Annotated in this window: 17 protein-coding genes; 15 read left to right on the top strand and 2 right to left on the bottom strand. The window is 68.1% G+C overall.

What is annotated here, in order from left to right:
- The first annotated feature begins 111 nt into the window (after positions 1-111).
- Positions 112-1395: an acetyl-CoA C-acetyltransferase gene (locus DNK54_RS03065; RefSeq protein ID WP_204164390.1), complete on the top strand. Its 1284-nt coding sequence runs from the start codon at positions 112-114 to the stop codon at positions 1393-1395.
- Positions 1396-1562: 167 nt separating this feature from the next.
- Here the strand turns inward: DNK54_RS03065 and DNK54_RS03070 are convergent, their stop codons facing one another.
- A complete protein-coding gene (locus tag DNK54_RS03070; RefSeq protein ID WP_110205448.1) occupies positions 1563-2234 on the bottom strand; it encodes a TetR/AcrR family transcriptional regulator in 672 nt (223 codons plus the stop codon).
- Positions 2235-2317: 83 nt separating this feature from the next.
- Here DNK54_RS03070 and DNK54_RS03075 point away from each other — a divergent pair, with 83 nt between their 5' ends.
- From DNK54_RS03075 to DNK54_RS03125, 11 genes are all read left to right on the top strand, one after another.
- Entirely contained in the window at positions 2318-3247 is a 930-nt protein-coding gene (locus DNK54_RS03075; RefSeq protein ID WP_239459883.1) for a DNA-3-methyladenine glycosylase family protein, read from the top strand.
- Positions 3248-3377: 130 nt separating this feature from the next.
- A complete protein-coding gene (locus DNK54_RS03080) occupies positions 3378-4223 on the top strand; it encodes an MlaE family ABC transporter permease (RefSeq protein WP_110205450.1) in 846 nt (281 codons plus the stop codon).
- Between the two features lie 10 nt (positions 4224-4233).
- Positions 4234-5052 carry an MlaE family ABC transporter permease gene (locus DNK54_RS03085; protein WP_110205451.1) on the top strand — a complete coding sequence of 273 codons (819 nt, stop codon included), beginning with the start codon at positions 4234-4236 and terminating at the stop codon, positions 5050-5052.
- Positions 5052-6077: an MCE family protein gene (locus DNK54_RS03090; protein WP_110205452.1), complete on the top strand. Its 1026-nt coding sequence runs from the start codon at positions 5052-5054 to the stop codon at positions 6075-6077. The genes DNK54_RS03085 and DNK54_RS03090 overlap by 1 nt, the downstream gene beginning before the upstream one ends.
- Before the next feature lies 1 nt (position 6078).
- Positions 6079-7098, top strand: a complete 1020-nt coding sequence (locus DNK54_RS03095; RefSeq protein WP_162602286.1) for an MlaD family protein — start codon at positions 6079-6081, stop codon at positions 7096-7098.
- Entirely contained in the window at positions 7095-8072 is a 978-nt protein-coding gene (locus DNK54_RS03100; RefSeq protein ID WP_162602287.1) for an MCE family protein, read from the top strand. The genes DNK54_RS03095 and DNK54_RS03100 overlap by 4 nt, the downstream gene beginning before the upstream one ends.
- A complete protein-coding gene (locus DNK54_RS03105; protein WP_110205455.1) occupies positions 8069-9145 on the top strand; it encodes an MCE family protein in 1077 nt (358 codons plus the stop codon). Before DNK54_RS03100 ends, DNK54_RS03105 begins: the two co-directional genes overlap by 4 nt.
- Positions 9142-10128, top strand: coding sequence for an MCE family protein (locus DNK54_RS03110; protein ID WP_110205456.1), 987 nt, complete (start codon positions 9142-9144; stop codon positions 10126-10128). Before DNK54_RS03105 ends, DNK54_RS03110 begins: the two co-directional genes overlap by 4 nt.
- Positions 10125-11231: an MlaD family protein gene (locus DNK54_RS03115; RefSeq protein ID WP_110205457.1), complete on the top strand. Its 1107-nt coding sequence runs from the start codon at positions 10125-10127 to the stop codon at positions 11229-11231. The genes DNK54_RS03110 and DNK54_RS03115 overlap by 4 nt, the downstream gene beginning before the upstream one ends.
- Positions 11232-11286: 55 nt before the next feature.
- Positions 11287-12174 (top strand): SDR family oxidoreductase, encoded by an 888-nt coding sequence (locus tag DNK54_RS03120; RefSeq protein ID WP_239459884.1) that lies wholly within the window; start codon positions 11287-11289, stop codon positions 12172-12174.
- Positions 12171-12728 (top strand): carboxymuconolactone decarboxylase family protein, encoded by a 558-nt coding sequence (locus tag DNK54_RS03125; RefSeq protein WP_110205459.1) that lies wholly within the window; start codon positions 12171-12173, stop codon positions 12726-12728. The genes DNK54_RS03120 and DNK54_RS03125 overlap by 4 nt, the downstream gene beginning before the upstream one ends.
- Before the next feature lie 93 nt (positions 12729-12821).
- Here DNK54_RS03125 and DNK54_RS03130 read toward each other — a convergent pair whose 3' ends face one another.
- The gene (locus DNK54_RS03130) at positions 12822-14081 is read right to left on the bottom strand and encodes a phospholipase D-like domain-containing protein (protein ID WP_204164391.1); all 1260 of its coding nucleotides are present in this window, start codon (positions 14079-14081) and stop codon (positions 12822-12824) included.
- Positions 14082-14129: 48 nt separating this feature from the next.
- Here DNK54_RS03130 and uvrB point away from each other — a divergent pair, with 48 nt between their 5' ends.
- The 3 genes from uvrB (at position 14130) to DNK54_RS03145 (ending at position 18055) form a co-directional block, all read left to right on the top strand.
- Positions 14130-16250 (top strand): excinuclease ABC subunit UvrB, encoded by a 2121-nt coding sequence (uvrB, locus tag DNK54_RS03135; RefSeq protein WP_110205460.1) that lies wholly within the window; start codon positions 14130-14132, stop codon positions 16248-16250.
- Positions 16251-16442: 192 nt separating this feature from the next.
- Positions 16443-17216 carry an MlaE family ABC transporter permease gene (locus DNK54_RS03140; RefSeq protein WP_476739112.1) on the top strand — a complete coding sequence of 258 codons (774 nt, stop codon included), beginning with the start codon at positions 16443-16445 and terminating at the stop codon, positions 17214-17216.
- A complete protein-coding gene (locus tag DNK54_RS03145; protein ID WP_110205461.1) occupies positions 17216-18055 on the top strand; it encodes an MlaE family ABC transporter permease in 840 nt (279 codons plus the stop codon). The genes DNK54_RS03140 and DNK54_RS03145 overlap by 1 nt, the downstream gene beginning before the upstream one ends.

The following is an 18055-nucleotide window of genomic DNA, read 5'->3' on the forward strand; positions in this document are numbered from 1 at the left end:
GTTCGAAGTTCGTGATCTCCGACTCATTCCTTTACCAACGAGTAACCAGCCGGAAGGATAGTCAACATCGGCTCGAACTCGAGCTCCGTCCAGATCCACAGGAGTCACAGCATGCAGGCCAGCACCCGCCGGGTCGCCATCATCGGCGGCAACCGCATTCCCTTCGCGCGTTCCAACACCGTCTATGCCGACGCCTCCAATCAGGAGATGCTCACCGCGGCCCTCGATGGCCTCGTGGAGCGTTTCGGCCTCGAGGGCGAGCAGCTCGGCGAGTTCGCTGCCGGTGCCGTCCTGAAGCACAGCCGCGACTTCAACCTCGCTCGCGAGGTCGTGCTCGGCTCGAAGCTCTCCGCGCGGACCCCGGCCTACGACCTGCAGCAAGCCTGTGGCACCGGTCTCCAGGCAGTGATCCAGGTCGCCAACAAGATCGCGCTCGGCCAGATCGAGGTGGGCGTGGCCGGTGGCTCCGACACGACCTCCGATGCTCCGCTGGCTGTCGGCGAGAAGCTCCGCAAGAAGCTGATCAAGGTGAACCAGGCCAAGGACACCAAGGCCCGGCTGGCTGCCCTCAGCAAGATCCGCCCAGCGGACATCTCGCTGGCGATCCCCCAGAACTCCGAGCCGCGCACCGGCCTTTCCATGGGCGACCACCAGGCATTGACCGCGCTGGAGTGGGGCGTCACGCGGGAGGCTCAGGACGAGCTCGCCGCCGCGTCGCACCAGAAGCTCGCGGCGGCGTACGAGGCCGGCTTCCAGGACGACCTGATCACGCCCTTCCGCGGCGTGGAGCGAGACAACAACCTGCGTCCCGACTCCACCGTCGAGAAGCTGGCCAAGCTGAAGCCCGTCTTCGGCAAGGGCGAGGCGGCGACGATGACCGCCGGCAACTCGACCCCGCTCAGTGACGGCGCCTCGGTCGTGCTGCTGGCGTCGGAGGAGTGGGCCGCCGAGCGCAACCTCCCGGTGCTGGCCTACCTCACCGCCTACGAGACCGCGGCCGTGGACTACGTCGGCGGCGACGAGGGGCTGCTGATGGCTCCGGCCTACGCCGTGGCCCAGATGCTGACCCGTGAGGGGCTGACGCTGCAGGATTTCGACTTCTACGAGATCCACGAGGCCTTCGCCTCGCAGGTGCTCTCGACGCTGGCAGCCTGGGAGTCTCCGGTGTTCTGCAAGGAGCGGCTCGGTCTCGATGCGCCGCTCGGCTCGATCGACCGGGACAAGCTCAACGTCAACGGCTCCTCGCTCGCGGCGGCGCACCCGTTCGCGGCGACGGGCGGCCGAATCGTTCCGGTGCTGGCGAAGCTGCTGGCACAGAAGGGTTCGGGTCGCGGCCTGATCTCCATCTGCGCTGCCGGCGGCCAGGGCGTCGTCGCGATCCTCGAGCGCCCCTGATCGCTGTCTGACTGCGGAGGTCGGGCCTGTCGAGACCGGTGGTCTCAACAGGCTCGACCTCCGCGTCGACTTCCGTGCGAGGTCTCGACAGGCTCGACCTCCGTGCGGGGTCTCGACAGGCTCGACCTCCGTGCGGGGGCTCTGGAGGCCCGACCGCCGGGGTGGGGTCAGCCGCGCGCGAGGGTGAGGCTCGTCTGCACCAGGTAGTCGCGCACGGCATCGGTGGAGAGCCTCTTGGTGCCCGGGATTCCCGGCGCCACCTCCATCACGAAGAGGCCGACCCGTGCCAGCTGGAGCGCGCCGAGTCCGGTCGCGTACATGTAGTTGGCCAGGACATCGGTGTCCTCGATCCGGAAGGCCTTCGCCTCCACGCCCGCCTCCAGCACTGCGGTCAGCACCGAGAGGCAGCCGGCGATCCCGCGGCCCAGCCGGAAGAGCGCAGACTCCGAGATCTCGTCGAAGAGCTCCGGCCCGGGCCGACGCATGAGCATCTGCGCACACTCCACGAAGGCGGGGTGGGCGACGCCGTAGTCGACGAAGGCGCCCACCATGGCGGCGAGCTGAGCCTCGGGGTCCTCTCCGCCGCTGGCCGACATCTCTGCCAGCAGCTCGTCCAGGTAGCCGACCAGGGTGAGAGCGAAGAGCTCCTCCTTGCCGGAGAAGTGGCGGTAGATGATCGCCCGGTTCGTGCCGACGGTCTTGGCGATGTCGTCGATATGCACGTCCCGGACGCCGCGCTGGTCGAAGAGCGACCGGGTCGCGGCGATGATCTCCTTCTCGCGCTTGCGACGGCGGGTCGCTGCGGCAGACCTGCGTCCGTCCACGGTGGCCTCAGTCATGAGCACGATGATACTGACCGTGTAACCGGCTGTCGCACACTCTGTGGACAGGTGTCGCATCGGAGCGCCACTACGCTGGCCCGGTGTCCGTGCCGTCTCCTGCCCTCGAGCGCAGTTGGACGCCCGGCCGGCCGGTTCCGGTAGGCCCGGTGCTGGCACCGCTACGGCGTGGCGCCGGCGATCCGACGTACGCCGTCGCTCCGGACGGGTCGCACTGGCGCAGCGCCCTCTCGCCCGAGGGCCCCGGCACGCTGAGGATCGAGCCCCGCCGCGGCGAGGGGACGGTACGGGGCACGGCCTGGGGGCCCGGCGCCGCGTGGCTGCTGGAGCAGATGCCCGCGCTTCTGGGCGCCGACGACGACTGGTCGGGCTTCGAGCCGGGGCACCGGATGATCGAGGAGGCTCTGCGCGCGCATCCGCACTGGCGGATGGGGCGCACCGGCCTGGTCTTCGACGCACTCCTGCCGGCGATCCTGGAGCAGAAGGTGACCGGTCAGGAGGCGTTCGCCGGCTACCGGCGCCTGGTCCGGCGCTACGGGACGCCGGCACCGGGAGCCGGAGCCGGTCACGACCTGTGGTGCCCGCCTCCTCCGGAGGTGGTCGCCCGCATCCCCAGCTGGGAGTGGCTGCGTCTGCCCGTCGACCCGGCGCGCTCCCGCAGCGCCGTGACGGCGGCCCGCGTCGCGAGCCGCTTGGAGCAGGCCCAGGTGCGCGGCTCGGCGGCCCTGGACGCGGCGCTCCGCTCGTTGCCCGGGCTGGGTGTCTGGACCAGTGCCGAGACCCGGGCTCGCGCACTCGGCGACCCCGATGCGGTGAGCTTCGGCGACTACCACGTTGCGAAGGACGTCGGCTGGGCGCTCACGGGCGCGCCCGTCGACGACGCGGGCCTGGAGCGGCTCCTGGAGCCGTGGCGCGGTCATCGCCGCCGGGTCACGGTGCTGCTGGCCCTGGCCGGCGGTCGCCGACCGCGGCGCGGGCCCCGGATGGCGCCGCGGCATCACCTACCGCGCTGATCTTCGTTCTCAAGATGACCGTGACAGCGGTCACGTGTATGGCAGAGTGCCCTGTGCGTCGCCAAACGTAACCAACGTTTACGACGCGCGTTACCCGAGGTGCCCGCACGATGAGGGGAAGCGAGAACCCATGGCGTCACAGGTGAGCGGTGGCCTGTCGTCCAGCCTTCCGGCTCGGATCACGAGTGATCTGGTCGGACGGGGTCGGACGGCATTGGAGACCGCAGGCGCGATGATCGTCCTGGCCATCGAGGCCGTGACGATCGCCGTACGAGACATCATCTCCAGGCGGTTCTCCTGGTCGGAGTTCCTGCTCCAAGCCTGGTTCATGAGCCGCGTCTCCGTGCTTCCCACGATCCTGGTCGCCATCCCGTTCGGGATCATCGTGTCGATCCAGATCGGTGGCGTCGCGGGGCAGATCGGCGCCCAGTCCTTCTCCGGTGCGGTCAACGGCATCGGCGTGCTCCGGCAGGGTGCACCGCTGGTCACCTCGATCATGATCGCCGGTGCGGTCGGAGCCGCCATCACCTCCGACCTCGGCGCGCGCACCATCCGCGAGGAGGTCGACGCTCTCAAGGTGATGGGCATCAACCCGGTGCAGCGCCTCGTCGCGCCCCGCATCGTCGCCGCGCTGGTCGTGGCCTTCTTCCTCAACGTGGTGGTGGCCGCTACGTCGATCATCACCGGCTACACGCTCAATGTCGGCGGTGGAGCGGTGAGCTCAGGCACCTACATCGGCGCGTTCGTCTCCTTCGCGCAGCCGACGGATCTCTTCCTGGCGAGCTTCAAGGCAGTGATCTTCGGCTTCATCGCCACGATCGTCGCCTGTCACAAGGGACTCACCGCCAGCGGTGGCCCCAAGGGCGTCGCCGACGCGGTGAACGAGTCCGTCGTCATCAGCGTGATCTCGCTGGCGGTGGTCAACGTCGCGCTCACCCAGGCCTACGTCATGTTGGCCCCGACGAGGATCGCGTAGGAGGCGGGGTATGGCGAAGGCAACCAGCGGACTCCAGGACACCCTGGTCAGGTTCGGCGACTTCGCGTGGTTCTCCTGGACCACGTTCACCGGAGCGCGCTTCACGCTGCAGCGCTACTACAAGGAGGTGCTGCGCCAGCTCGCCGACATCAGCTGGGGGACCGGGGCACTCCTGGTCGGCGGCGGCACGGTCGGCGTGATGATCCTGCTCTCCCTCTCCGCCGGCACCTCGCTCGGCATCGAGGGATTCAACGGCCTGGAGCTGCTGGGGCTGGCGCCCCTCACCGGCTTCGTCTCCGCCGGCGTCAACACCCGTGAGCTGGCCCCGCTCGTCGCCGCGCTGGCGCTTGGCGGCCAGGTCGGCTGCCGCTTCACCGCGCAGATCGGCTCGATGCGGATCTCGGAGGAGATCGACGCACTCGAGGTGATGGCGGTGGAGCCGATGCGCTACCTCGTGTCCACGCGGGTGCTCGCCGCGATGTTCGCGATCCTGCCGCTCTACTTGATCGGCCTGCTGGGTGCCTACGCGGCCTCGGAGCTCTCGGTGGTCGTGCTCTTCGACCAGTCACGCGGCACCTACGAGCACTACTTCTACTCGTTCATCGACGCGCGCGACATCTTCTACTCCGTGGTGAAGATCCTCGTCTTCTCCCTGGTGGTCGCCCTGATCCACTGCTGGTACGGATACCGCGCCGGCAGCGGACCCCAGGGCGTGGGCGAGGCGACCGGCCGGGCGATCCGGGCCAGCATCGTCTCGGTCGTCCTCTGCGACATGATCATGACCCTGGCCTTCTGGGGCTCGGATCCCGGCTTCCGGGTGGCCGGCTGATGAGCGGGCAGGCATCGAAGCAGACGCAGGCCGTGCGGGCCGGCGTGATCCTGGTGGTCTTCCTGGGGCTGATCGGCCTCCTCCTCGCCTACTCGTTCGGCAAGTTCGACGATCGGGTTCCCGTCGTCGCGAAGCTCGACAGCGCTGGTGGCGCGCTCGAGGTCGGGGCAGAGGTCAAGCTCGACGGCGTGGTGGTCGGCAAGGTGCGCTCCATCGATCCGGCCGAGAAGGGGATCGAGCTGCAGCTCGACATGGACCCCGAGCGCGTCGATCGTGTCCCCGCCAACGTGACGGTGCGGGTGCTGCCCATCAGCATCTTCGGGGCGGCGTACGTCGAGCTGCTCCGGCCGGAGCGAGCCGAGGGCCACGTGACGGCCAAGACGGTGCTGCACCAGGACACCTCGTCCACCACGATCGAGCTCGGCGACCTGCTGGAGGAGACGCAGGCCCTGGTCGACGCCCTCGGCCCGGCCGAGCTGGCCACGGCGCTCGAGACCTTCGCCAGCACTCTCGACGGTCGTGGCGACGACATCGGCGAGATGATCGAGACCGCCAACCGTGCGGTGCAGCGGATCGAGCCGCTCATGCCGCTGATCCGCCAGGACCTGAGGCTGGCGACCGTCACCGCGACCACGATCAGCCAGATGACGCCCAACATGTTCACCGCGCTGCGCGGCCTGGTCTCGGTCAGCCGCACCCTGATCGACAAGGAGAAGGCGTTCCAGGAGGTGCTGAGCGGCTTCAGCTCGGCCAGCGACGGCCTGAAGGGCGTCGTGAAGAAGAACGACAAGGCGCTGCGCGAGGGCATCCCCTACATCCGCCGCGTGGTGAGCGCCCTGTACGTCGCACGGGCCGACGTACCACGGACCTTCCGGGCCGTCACGGCACTCGCCACGGGCGCGCTGCCGGCGCTCAGCTTCGGTCCCTACATGCGGATCGACGCCAACATCCGCCTTCGGGACGAGCCCAACTACGGACCGGGCGACTGCCCGACGTATGCCGGTCTCCGCGGGAAGGGGTGCTGACATGGAGAAGGGCGTCAAGGCGATCGCCGTCAAGTTCGGCATCTTCGCCCTCATCGCGGTGCTTCTCTTCATCGCGTTGTTCAACACCATGACCAACGACGTGGGTGGCAAGCAGCACACGCTCTACGCGGACTTCACCAACATCAGCGGCCTGCGCCAGGGCGACGACATCCGCATCTCCGGTGTGAAGGTCGGCCGGGTCGAGGGCATCGAGGTGAAGGACAACCACCTCGCGCGGGTGACGATGAAGGTGCAGTCGGACCAGCAGATCACCAACACCACGCACGTGACCATGCGCTATCAGAACCTCCTCGGCCAGAAGTACCTTGCGCTGACGCCCGACAAGGAGACGGGCAAGCGGCTCAAGGACGGGGACACGATGACCCTGGAGCAGACCAGCCCCGGGTTCGACCTCACCGCGCTGCTGAACGGCTTCGAGCCGCTCTTCAACGTGCTCTCGCCCCGCGACATGAACCTGCTCGCCGAGAACATCGTGGCGGTGCTGCAGGGCGAGTCCGGAAGCGTGGAGTCCCTGCTGTCGCAGACCGCCGACCTCACCTCCTTCCTCGCCGACCGTGACGAGGTCTTCGACGAGGTGGTCACCAACCTGACCCCGGTCGTGGAGAACCTGGCCAGCAACTCCGACGAGTTCGACACCGCCCTGACGGAGCTGCGCAAGCTCGTCGCCGGGCTCAACGAGGGCAGCGGCGAGTTCTTCGGTGCACTCAGTGGCATCCGCAACAACCTCGACGCGACCACGGAGCTGATCAGCGACCTGCGTCCCTCGGTCTCCGAGAGCATCGCCCAGATCCGGGCGCTCGGCGACACGATCCGGCGCGGCTCCCCGATCATCACCAAGTCCTTCGACGTGCTGCCACTGATGACGGGCGCCTTCGTGCGCTCGATGTCCTACGGCAGCCACCTGCAGGTCTACAACTGCTCCTTCGGCATCAAGCTGATCGGGGAGAGGCCCTTGTGGATCGGCCGGCCCGACGGACCCCACTCGGAGGCGTGCAAGTGAAACTCGCGAAGACCCCCCAGGGATACCGGCGGATCGGGCTGATCGGCCTCGCCGTCGTGGCGCTGCTCGCCGGGCTGATCGCGGCGACCTCCACCTTCCCGTTCGGGAAGGAGACCTACACCGCAGAGCTCGAGCACACCGCCGGGCTCCGGGTCGGGGAGGAGGTCCAGGTGGCGGGCGTGGGCGTCGGCGAGGTGCAGAAGATCGAGCTGGACGGCAAGCACGTGAAGGTCCAGTTCACCGTGGACAAGTCGATCGACCTCGGTCGCGACACCACGGTCGAGGTCAAGGTCGCCACCCTGCTCGGCACCCACTTCCTGCTGGTCTCGCCGCAAGGAGGTGGTGAGCTCAAGAGCCAGACCGTCCCGCTCGCCCAGACGCGTGTGCCCTTCAACCTGCAGGACGTGATCAACGAGACCGGCGACCTGTCGCAGCGACTCGATGTGGACACCATCAGCAAGGCGCTCAACGAGGTCGCCCGCACGATGAGCGCCACCAGCGAGGAGTTCCTGCCTGCGCTGGAGGGGATCTCCTCGCTCTCGAAGGTCCTGGCTCGGCGGTCGGAGGAGATCGGCACGCTCCTCGACTCCACCAGCAGCTTCAGCGACCAGTTGGCCGGCAACACCGACGACATCACCGGCCTGATGCGTCAGTCGAACGTGCTGCTGACCGCTCTGCTGTCCCGGCGCCAGGATCTCCACGAGATGCTCGTCGACCTGCGCTCACTCGGCCAGGAGCTCACGACCCTCTTCAAGCAGAACCGCGGCAAGGTCGGCCCGATGCTCGACAGCCTCAACGCCACCATCGACCTGCTGACTCGCAACCACAAGACGCTGGGCCAGGTCGCTGACATGCTCGGCCCCACCGCGCGCTACCTGGCGAACGCCACCGGCGCCGGCTCGTGGCTCGACCAGTACATGCCCGAGATGACGCCCGACGGCCTGCGCTGCATCCAAGAAGGGAACTGCCGATGAGGACTCCCTTCAGCCGGAGAGTCACCGGCCTGGTGGCTACGTGCCTCCTCCTGCCGGTCGTCGGCACGGCAGGCTGCGGCCTGATCGGCGACGACCCGCTCACCATCAAGGTCGAGCTCGAGGACTCCTCGGGTCTCTTCATCGGCAACGACGTCGGCGTGCTCGGGGTCCCGGTCGGCGAGGTCACGGCGATCGAGCCGAAGGGCGACCACGTGGAGGTCACCCTCGAGGTCGACGCCGATGTGAAGGTCCCCCAGGACGCCGGTGCGGTCATCGTCTCCCGCTCCCTGGCCACCGACCGGTACGTCGAGCTGACGCCGGCCTGGACCGAGGGCCCGACGATGAAGGACAACACGGTCATCGCTGCGGAGCGCACCCGTACGCCGGTGGAGTGGGACGAGGTGCTCGGTGCGATCGACACCCTGGCCGACGGGCTGAACGGCACCGGCAAGAACGGCAAGCCGATCAAGCGCCTGATCGACCGGACGGCGGAGCTGTTCGACGGCAACGGCTCGGTCGTGCGCGAGACCATCACGAACCTGGTCACCGGCACGGGCGTCTTCGCCGAGCATCGCGACGCCTTCGTCAACGCGCTCGACAACCTCGACGTGCTGACGAAGGAGATCGCCGACAACCAGCAGGTGGCTCGCCGGTTCATCTCGAACGTCGCCCAGGCCACCGCGTTGGTCGACCAGGAGAAGCAGAACCTCACCGACGCCACCGAGAGCATTGCCGAGACCATCCGGCTGCTCGGTGTCTTCGTCAAGCGCAACGAGAAGAAGCTGGGCGGCACAGCGACCCGGGTCGAGGATCTCTCCAAGCGGATCCGCAAACACGAGAAGTCCCTCTCCGAGGGCCTGCGGGTGATGCCGGTTGCGATGGAGAACCTCGGCCGCGCGATCAACGGCCAGGGTCGGCTCGACGTCAAGCTCCCGTTCCTCAAGCTGCTGCCGGGAGCCGGCGTGATCGACGGTCTCTGCAAGATGCTGCCGGCCGGCCTGTGCGACGCGCTCGGACCCGACATGGACCTGATGGAGATCATCCGGGCTCTCCTTGGCGGAGGTGGACGATGAAGCGGATCTGGACGAGCCTCGCGGGCGTGATCGCGCTGGCACTTGCCCTGACCGGATGCTCGGCGCTCAACGCCGAGAACATCCCGACCCGCAGTGGGATCGAGGACGGCTACGAGCTGACCGTCTTCTTCCCGGACGCGCTCAACCTCGCCGACGGCGCCATCGTCAAGATCGACGGCGCCAAGGTCGGCAAGGTCAAGGACGTCTCGACCGAGAACTTCCAGGCGAAGGTCACCCTGGTGATCGACGGGAAGACGCCGCTGCCGAAGGGGACGGTCTTCCGGCTGCGGCCGACCACGGCGCTCGGTGAGCTCTTCGTCGAGGTGCTCCGCGGGGACGGCCCGGAGCGGATCAAGCCTGGCACCACCATCCCCGTGGGCGACACCCGGAGTGCACCCACCGTGGAGGACGGCCTCGCGGCAGCATCGCTGCTGATCAACGGCGGTTCGCTCAGCCAGATCAAGACGATCATCAGCGAGATCAACGACTCCCTGGACGGCCGGACCGGCACGGTGAAGGAGTTCCTGCACAGCACCAACGCGCTGCTGGCAAGCCTCAACGACGGGCGAGAGGATCTCGATGGCCTGCTTCGTGCACTGGGCACGACCAGCAAGCTGCTCAACCAGCGGGAGAAGGAGATCAACGAGGCGATCGAGATCGCTGCCCCTGCGGCCAAGGTTCTGGCCCGGAACTCGCCCGATGTCACGAAGCTGCTCACCCGGATCACCGACATGAGCGCGACCGTCGACTCGCTGGTGAAGGCGACGCGCTCCGACCTCACCCGGACCCTCAAGGAGCTCGCACCGGTGGTTGCCGGGATCGTGGGGAGCAAGGCGGAGGCGAAGACCGCGCTCCTCAACGTGACGAAGCTGGCCCCGGCGCTCGACAACGCGGTGCCCACGGACTACCTCAACCTGATGCTGGTGCTGACCATGTCGGCGGAAGCGCTCACGGCCAATCGCGTGGAGGGGAGCAAGCGATGAAGAACAAGGCGGCAGCCCAGGCGTCGCTGCGCAAGCTCATCATCGGCGCGGTCATCCTGGCGGGTGTCTTCTTCCTCTGCGTGGCGCTGATCCTCGGTTGGATCCTCAAGGCGCCGATCGGGCGGGAGCGGCCGGAGATCACGGTCTCCATGCCGCGCACCGGGGGGCTCTTCGAGGGGTCGGCGGCGACGTACCGCGGGGTCGAGGTGGGTCGAGTCACCAAGATCGAGCTCAGCAAGAAGGGGGAGGGGATCGACGTCACGGTCCGGCTCGACCCGGGTACCGACGTACCCCGCGACTCCGAGGCGAAGGTCCGCAGCCTGTCGCCGGTGGGGGAGCAGTACGTCGACTTCCGCCCGAAGACGTCGGACGGGCCCTACCTGGCCGACGGCGACCGGGTGAGTGCCACGGCGGAGGACCTCCCGGTGTCGATCGCCAAGATGGTCTCCGGACTGCAGGCGGCCCTGCGGCAGGTGGATCCGGACAAGGTGCGCACCGTGCTGCACGAGGTCAATGTCGCCTTCGCCGGCAGCGCGGACGATCTGCACGAGCTCGTCGCCAACACCGAGGATCTGCTCGAGACGATCGACACGAACCTGCCCACGATGGAACGAGTGCTCCGCAACGGTCGCACCACCCTCCAGATCTTCGTGGACAACCGGGCGACGTTGATCGACTTCGCAGCCGCCGCGGCGCGGATCGGCACCTGGTACGTCGACTGGGACCCGCGGGTTCGCACCCTGCTCACGCAGGTGCCCGGGGACCTGAAGTACTTCAACACGCTCGTGGACGACGTCGACCGCAGGCTGCCGGCGTTCCTCACCGAGGTGAACGGCCTCGGGCTGCTCCTGGCTACCCATGCGCCGGGCCTGCAGGCGACGTTGCAGACGGTGCCCTACGGCATCGGCCGGTTCGCGAGCGTGATGCGCGGCGGCTACATGAACGTGACCGCCAACTTCAACGGCCAGAAGGTGTGCGACTACGGCACCACGCGCCGCAACCCGACCCATGTAGACCGCGGGAGCCCGAACCTCTCGGGCCAGTGTGGTCCGGGCGCTCCGTGGCGTGGTGCGAACCACGCGCCGCCGGCCCTGTCTCGCTGAGAGGCGCGTGCCGCGCGCCCTCCCCAACCTGTCTTACGAGCAAGGAGTGATGCCCGTGTTCGGGCGCCGAGGTGTGAAGGACCTCTCCGGGAAGCACGTCTTCGTGACCGGAGCGGCAAGCGGTATCGGGCGCGCGACCGCGCTCCAGGCAGCTCGGGAGGGGGCCGTGCTGCACCTGACCGACCGCAACGCAGCCCCCTTGGAGGAGACGGCGGCGGCCGTCCGTGAGCTCGGGGGCCGCGTCGGGCTGGTGCGCCCGTGCGACGTCAGCGACCACGCCGCGGTCGCCGCCCTGGCGACCGAGCTCACCGGGGCGTACGGCGCTATGGACGTGGTCGCCAACGTTGCCGGCATCTCGACCTGGGGAACCGTGCGCTCGTTGGAGCCCGAGCAGTGGCAGCGTCTGGTCGACGTCAACCTGATGGGCCCGATCCACGTGATCGAAGAGCTCGTGCCGCCGATGATCGAGGCAGGTCGGGGCGGTCACGTGGTCAACGTCTCCTCGGCCGCCGGCATCATCGGGATGCCCTGGCATGCTGCCTACTCGGCCAGCAAGTTCGGCCTGCGCGGGGTCTCGGAGGTGCTCCGCTTCGACCTGCGTCGCTACAGGATCGGCGTCAGCCTGGTCTGCCCGGGCGGTGTCGACACCGGACTCACCGACACGCTCGACATCGCCGGAGTGGACAAGTCCTCGCGCTCCTTCGAGCGGGCGCGCGCCCACTTCAAGAAGCGGGCGGTGACCCCGGAGCAAGCGGCCGCTGCGCTCTGGCGTGGGGTGCGCCGGAACCGGTACTGGGTCTACACCTCGCTCGACATCCGACTCGCGCACCTGCTGCAGCGCTACTTCCCTCCCGGCTACGACCTGGCGATGCGGGTCTTCAACTACGGCGCCAACAAGGTGCTGCCCGACGTGGAGCGGGGCCGTCGGAGGTCGCTGCAGTGACCTCGGCTGAGCCCCGGATCGCGCCCGGTCGACTGCGTCAGGTCGGCCCCTTCGTCTGGGCCTTCTCGCGGGCCGCCGGCCGGGTGGCCCGGAGCGAGCCGCCCGGCGTCTTCCTGACCCTGGGCCGGAACCGGCGGCTCTTCTGGGGATGGCTGCACTTCGCCGGTCGGCTGATGCCGGGAGGCCGGCTCCCGCGCCGCGAGACCGAACTGGTGATCCTGCGGGTCGCGGCCAGTGCCGGCTCGGAGTACGAGTGGACGCAGCACGCCGGGATGGGCGCTCGTGCCGGCCTCTCGCAGGCGGAGCTGGCGGCGTTGCGCGATCTCACCGGTGAGGCGGAGTACCCCTGGCCGGAGCGCGACGCGATGCTGCTCCGCGTCACCGACGAGCTGCTGACGGAGCAGGATCTCTCCGACGACACCTGGGCGCTGATGTCCGGGCACCTCGACGAGCGTCGGTGCATCGAGCTGGTGATGCTGGTCGGCCACTACCGGATGCTGGCCACGGCGCTGCAGACCTTCCGGGTCCGCCCGGACCGGCCACGGAGCCGGTAGCCGGGGCCGCCGGGCCGGAGGACGTCCCGGCTGTTCACCGGGCTGCCTGGTTTCGCGCGGGCGCTCACAGGGCTGTCTGGTTCGCTCGGGCGCTCACAGGAGCGGGCGGAGCGGCGCCAGCACCGACTCGGTGAAGCGGCGGTAGATGTCGCGGGACTCCCACTCGCCGCTGGTCAGCTCGACGCAGTTGGTGAGATCCATCTGGAAGATGCGTTCCATCACCGCAGCCATCCCGGGATCGATCACCTCCACGTTGATCTCGTAGTTGCCCGTCATCGAGAGGCGGTCGACGTTGGCGGTGCCGACGGTCGACCAGTTGCCGTCGATGGTGGCGGTCTTGGCGTGCACCATCGCGTCGCGGAAGCGGAAGACCCGCACGCCGGCGTCGAGGAGCTGGCTGAAGTAGCCGCGGGAGAGCCAGTCGGCGACGATATGGTTGGACTTGCGTGGCAGCAGCAGGCGTACGTCGACACCCCGGCGAGCCGCGGCGACCACAGCGTCGACGAAGTCCTGGTCGGGGATGAAGTAGGCATGGGTGAGCCAGATGTTGCGAGTGGCCCGGTTGATCGCCTCGAGGTACATGCCGCGGATGGGGAACATCCACAGCCTCGGCACGTTGCGGTGCAGCCGGATCCGAGGCTCCCACTCCGAGGCCGTCTCGAGCAGCAACGGGCGCTCGCTGCGCCGGAACCGCTTGCGGCGGTTCAGGTTCCAGAAGTCGGCGAAGGCCCGCTTGAGGTCCCAGACGCCCGGACCCGTGATCCGCACATGCGTGTCACGCCACTCGGTGGCGTACGGCGTCCCGATGTTGTAGCCGCCGACGAAGGCGACCTCTTCGTCGACGACCAGGATCTTGCGGTGGTTGCGGCCGTAGCGGCTGAGGTCGAAGAAGCGGAGTCCGGCGGTGTAGACCGGGTAGGGCAGCACTTTGAGGCTGGGAGGGAACCGCTTGAACCGCGGGCTCACCACCAGGTTGGCGAACGAGTCGTAGACGATGTGCACGTCGACCCCGCGCTCCGCAGCGTCGACGAGAGCGCTCTTGAAGCGCTCCCCGACCTCGTCGCCCTTCCAGATGTAGGTCTCCAGGAGCACCTGCCGCCGGGCGCCCTCGATCGCGGCGAGCATGTCGTCGTACAGGTCCTGACCGAAGGTGTAGGTCGTGATCGTGCCGCCGCCCACCTCGGCGCTGGCGGGGGGAGCGGTGGGGAACGGCTTGGGCTTGCGGTTGCGCCGCCGGTAGGAGTCGACGAGCGTCAGGGTGAGGGCAAGGAAGAGCTGCGCGCCGACGACGGTGAAGAGGACGCGGCGTAGGAGAGGGAAGACCCGCTCTCGCAGGGGCAGACTCCGGAGCACGGGTCAATCCAAGCATGTCGTGTCGGACCCTGCTCGTAGGCTGACCACATGCGTCCCGTGACCGACCTCGAACGCCGGGTGGCACCCTTCCAGGTGATCTCCGACTACCAGCCCTCCGGCGACCAGCCGGCGGCGATCGCCGAGATCTCCCGGCGGATCAAGGACGGGGTCTCCGACGTGGTGCTGCTGGGAGCGACCGGCACTGGCAAGACGGCGACCGTCGCCTGGGTCGCCGAGCAGTTGCAGCGGCCGATGCTGGTGCTACAGCCCAACAAGACGCTTGCCGCGCAGTTCGCCAACGAGTTGCGTCAGCTCTTCCCGCACAACGCGGTCGAGTACTTCGTCAGCTACTACGACTACTACCAGCCCGAGGCCTACGTCCCCCAGACCGACACCTACATCGAGAAGGACTCCTCGATCAACGAGGAGGTCGAGCGGCTGCGCCACTCCGCGACCAACTCCCTGTTGACCCGGCGCGACGTCATCGTCGTGTCGACGGTCTCCTGCATCTACGGCCTGGGCACCCCGCAGGAGTACGTCGACCGGATGCTCAAGCTCAAGGTAGGGCAGGAGGTCGAGCGCGATGCGGTCCTCCGCCGGCTGGTCGACATCCAGTACACGCGCAACGACCTGAGCTTCACGCGGGGCACCTTCCGGGTGCGGGGCGACACGCTCGAGATCTTCCCGGTCTACGAGGAGCACGCCGTGCGGGTCGAGTTCTTCGGCGACGAGATCGAGCGGCTGATGACCCTGCATCCGATCACCGGCGAGGTCGTGACCGAAGACGACGAGCTGCACGTCTTCCCGGCCACGCACTACGTCGCCGGGCCCGAGCGGATGGAGAGGGCGATCGCCGGGATCGAGGCGGAGCTGGCCGATCAGCTGGCCACCTTCGAGCGGCAGGGCAAGATGCTGGAGGCGCAGCGACTGCGGATGCGCACCAGCTACGACATCGAGATGATGCGACAGGTGGGCTCCTGCTCGGGCATCGAGAACTACTCGATGCACATCGACGGCCGGGAGCGGGGAAGTGCCCCCAACTGTCTGCTCGACTACTTCCCGGAGGACTTCCTGCTCGTCGTCGACGAGTCGCACGTCGCGGTGCCACAGATCGGCGGCATGTACGAGGGCGACATGTCGCGCAAGCGCAACCTGGTCGAGCACGGCTTCCGGCTGCCCAGCGCGATGGACAACCGCCCACTCAAGTGGGAGGAGTTCCTGGAGCGCATCGGTCAGACCATCTATCTCTCCGCCACCCCGGGCGACTACGAGCTCGACCGGGTCAGTGCCGGAGGCGGCCCGCCCGACGTCGTCGAGCAGATCATCCGGCCGACCGGGCTGATCGACCCCGAGGTCATCGTCCGGCCGACCAAGGGTCAGATCGACGACCTGATCCACGAGATCCGGCAGCGTGTCGACCGCAACGAGCGGGTGCTCGTCACCACGCTCACCAAGAAGATGTCCGAAGACCTCACCGACTACCTGCTCGAGGCCGGCATCCGCACCCGGTACCTGCACTCCGAGGTCGACACCCTCCGCCGCATCGAGCTGCTCCGCGAGCTCCGGATGGGGGAGTACGACGTCCTGGTCGGCATCAACCTGCTTCGCGAGGGCCTCGACCTGCCCGAGGTGTCGCTGGTGGCGATCCTCGATGCCGACAAGGAGGGCTTCCTACGGTCGTCGAAGTCGTTGATCCAGACGATCGGTCGCGCGGCTCGCAACGTCTCCGGCCAGGTGGTCATGTATGCCGACAGGATCACCCCGTCGATGGAGGAGGCGATCGACGAGACCAACCGCCGGCGTGCGCTCCAGCAGGCCTACAACACCGAGCGCGGCATCGACCCGCAGCCGCTGCGCAAGCGGATCGCCGACATCACCGACATGCTCGCCCGGGAGGACGAGACCACCGAGGAGCTGCTCGCCACCTGGGGACGCGGCAAGGGGGGCAAGAAGGTCGCGCCGGTGCCCGGTCTGAGCCGGATGAAGGAGGAGGCCGGCAACGGCACGGCCGGGCTCCCGTCGGCCGAGCTGGCCCAACTGGTCCAGGAGCTCACCGACCAGATGCACGCCGCCGCGGCAGACCTGCAGTTCGAGGTGGCAGCCCGCCTCCGCGACGAGGTCTCCGACCTCAAGAAGGAGCTGCGGCAGATGCTGGAGGCGACCCGCTAACCGGGTCCGCGACTGCTCCGGCGCCGGGTCGGCAGGGATCCACGCGGCGTCACCTTCGCCCACGCCTCTCGTTGTGCAAGACGAGCGACCCACATGCTTGCGTACGGAACGAGAACACGTTCTAATAATGCGTGCCGTGTGTGACGAGACGCTCACGGCGACGCCGACGAGGGACGAGGGAGGTGAGCCGGCGTGGGCTTCTCTGCGGTCTCCGTCATCCGTGGACCAGGTGAGATCGCGGCCATGGTCATCGAGGTGACGAAGCGGATCTTCACCCGGCCCTTCCAGACCCGCGAGTTCATCGAGCAGGCCTGGTTCATCACCAGCGTCACACTGCTCCCCACGATCCTGGTCTCCATCCCGTTCGGCGCGGTCATCTCGCTCCAGGTCGGCAACCTCACCGGCCAGCTGGGGGCGCAGTCGTTCGCCGGCGCGACCGCGGTGCTCGCCGTCGTGCGGGAGGCAGCGCCCATCGCGGCTGCGCTGATCATCGCCGGTGCGGCCGGATCGGCGATCTGCTCCGACCTGGGCGCCCGGAAGATCCGGGAGGAGATCGACGCCATGGAGGTGCTCGGGATCGACCCGCTCGAGCGTCTGGTCGCCCCGCGCGTGCTCGCCACGGTCTTCGTCGCGCTGATGATCAACGGCCTGGTCATCGCGGCGGGCATCGGCGGTGGCTACTTCTTCACGGTGATCATCCAAGGTGGGTCCGCGGGCGCGTTCCTCTCGTCGTTCACTGCCCTGGCCACGCTTCCCGACCTCTACATCGCCATGGTCAAAGCGGTGATCTTCGGATGGCTGGCAGCCATCGTCGGGGCCTACAAGGGCCTCAACGCGGGCGGCGGGCCCAGCGGCGTCGGCCGCGCCGTGAACGAGTCGGTGATCATTGCCTTCATGTTGCTGTTCTTCATGAACGCCGTCATCACCGTGGTCTACTTCCAGATCGTTCCGCCCCCGGGAGTGTGATGTCTCTCCTTACGTCCATGGGCTCCTCCTTCGTGCGAGGTCGCCGCGACAGCCTGGAGTCGTACGGCGACCAGTTCCTCTTCTACGTGAAGGCGCTCGCCTGGACCCCGCGCGCGATCCGGCGCTACCGCCGAGAGATCCTCAACACGCTGGCGGAGGTGACCTTCGGCGCCGGTGGCCTCTCGGTCATCGCCGGATCGGTCGGCGTCATCGCCTTCCTCTCCTTCTTCGCTGGCACCGAGGTCGGCATCCAGGGCTATGCCTCGCTGAGCCAGATCGGCGTGGCCAAGTTCTCCGCGTTCATCTCGGCGTACTTCAACACCCGAGAGGTGGCGCCGCTGGTCTCCTCGATCGCCCTGGCGGCCACCGTCGGCTGCGGCTACACGGCACGACTGGGTGCGATGCGGATCTCGGAGGAGATCGACGCCCTGGAGGTCATGGGAGTGCCGTCCCTGCCGTTCCTGGTGACCACCCGGATGATCGCGGCCTTCATCGCGGTGATCCCGCTCTACATCGTCGCGCTCTCCGCGGCGTTCCTGTCGCCGCGGCTGATCACGACGCTCTACTACGGGCAGTCGGCAGGAACCTACGACCACTACTTCATCCAGTTCCTGCCGCCGATCGACATGCTCTGGTCCTTCTTCAAGCTGCTCTTCCTGGCGGTCTCGATCATCCTGATCCACTGCTACTACGGCTACTCGGCCTCGGGCGGTCCGGCCGGCGTCGGCATGGCCGTCGGACGCGCGATCCGTACCTCGATCGTCTGGACCGTCGTCGCTGACTTCTTCCTCACCTTCGCGATCTGGGGCTCCACCACGACCGTGCGGATCACGGGGTAG

It is taken from the genome of Nocardioides daejeonensis (assembly GCF_003194585.1).
GTDB lineage: Bacteria > Actinomycetota > Actinomycetes > Propionibacteriales > Nocardioidaceae > Nocardioides > Nocardioides daejeonensis.

Bases quoted from the DNA above. Each gene is read 5' to 3' on its own strand.
- DNK54_RS03065 (WP_204164390.1), top strand. From the start codon at position 112: ATGCAGGCCAGCACCCGCCGGGTCGCCATCATCGGCGGCAACCGCATT.
- DNK54_RS03070 (WP_110205448.1), bottom strand. From the start codon at position 2,234: ATGACTGAGGCCACCGTGGACGGACGCAGGTCTGCCGCAGCGACCCGC.
- DNK54_RS03080 (WP_110205450.1), top strand. From the start codon at position 3,378: ATGGCGTCACAGGTGAGCGGTGGCCTGTCGTCCAGCCTTCCGGCTCGG.
- DNK54_RS03085 (WP_110205451.1), top strand. From the start codon at position 4,234: ATGGCGAAGGCAACCAGCGGACTCCAGGACACCCTGGTCAGGTTCGGC.
- DNK54_RS03090 (WP_110205452.1), top strand. From the start codon at position 5,052: ATGAGCGGGCAGGCATCGAAGCAGACGCAGGCCGTGCGGGCCGGCGTG.
- DNK54_RS03095 (WP_162602286.1), top strand. From the start codon at position 6,079: ATGGAGAAGGGCGTCAAGGCGATCGCCGTCAAGTTCGGCATCTTCGCC.
- DNK54_RS03105 (WP_110205455.1), top strand. From the start codon at position 8,069: ATGAGGACTCCCTTCAGCCGGAGAGTCACCGGCCTGGTGGCTACGTGC.
- DNK54_RS03110 (WP_110205456.1), top strand. From the start codon at position 9,142: ATGAAGCGGATCTGGACGAGCCTCGCGGGCGTGATCGCGCTGGCACTT.
- DNK54_RS03115 (WP_110205457.1), top strand. From the start codon at position 10,125: ATGAAGAACAAGGCGGCAGCCCAGGCGTCGCTGCGCAAGCTCATCATC.
- uvrB (WP_110205460.1), top strand. From the start codon at position 14,130: ATGCGTCCCGTGACCGACCTCGAACGCCGGGTGGCACCCTTCCAGGTG.
- DNK54_RS03145 (WP_110205461.1), top strand. From the start codon at position 17,216: ATGTCTCTCCTTACGTCCATGGGCTCCTCCTTCGTGCGAGGTCGCCGC.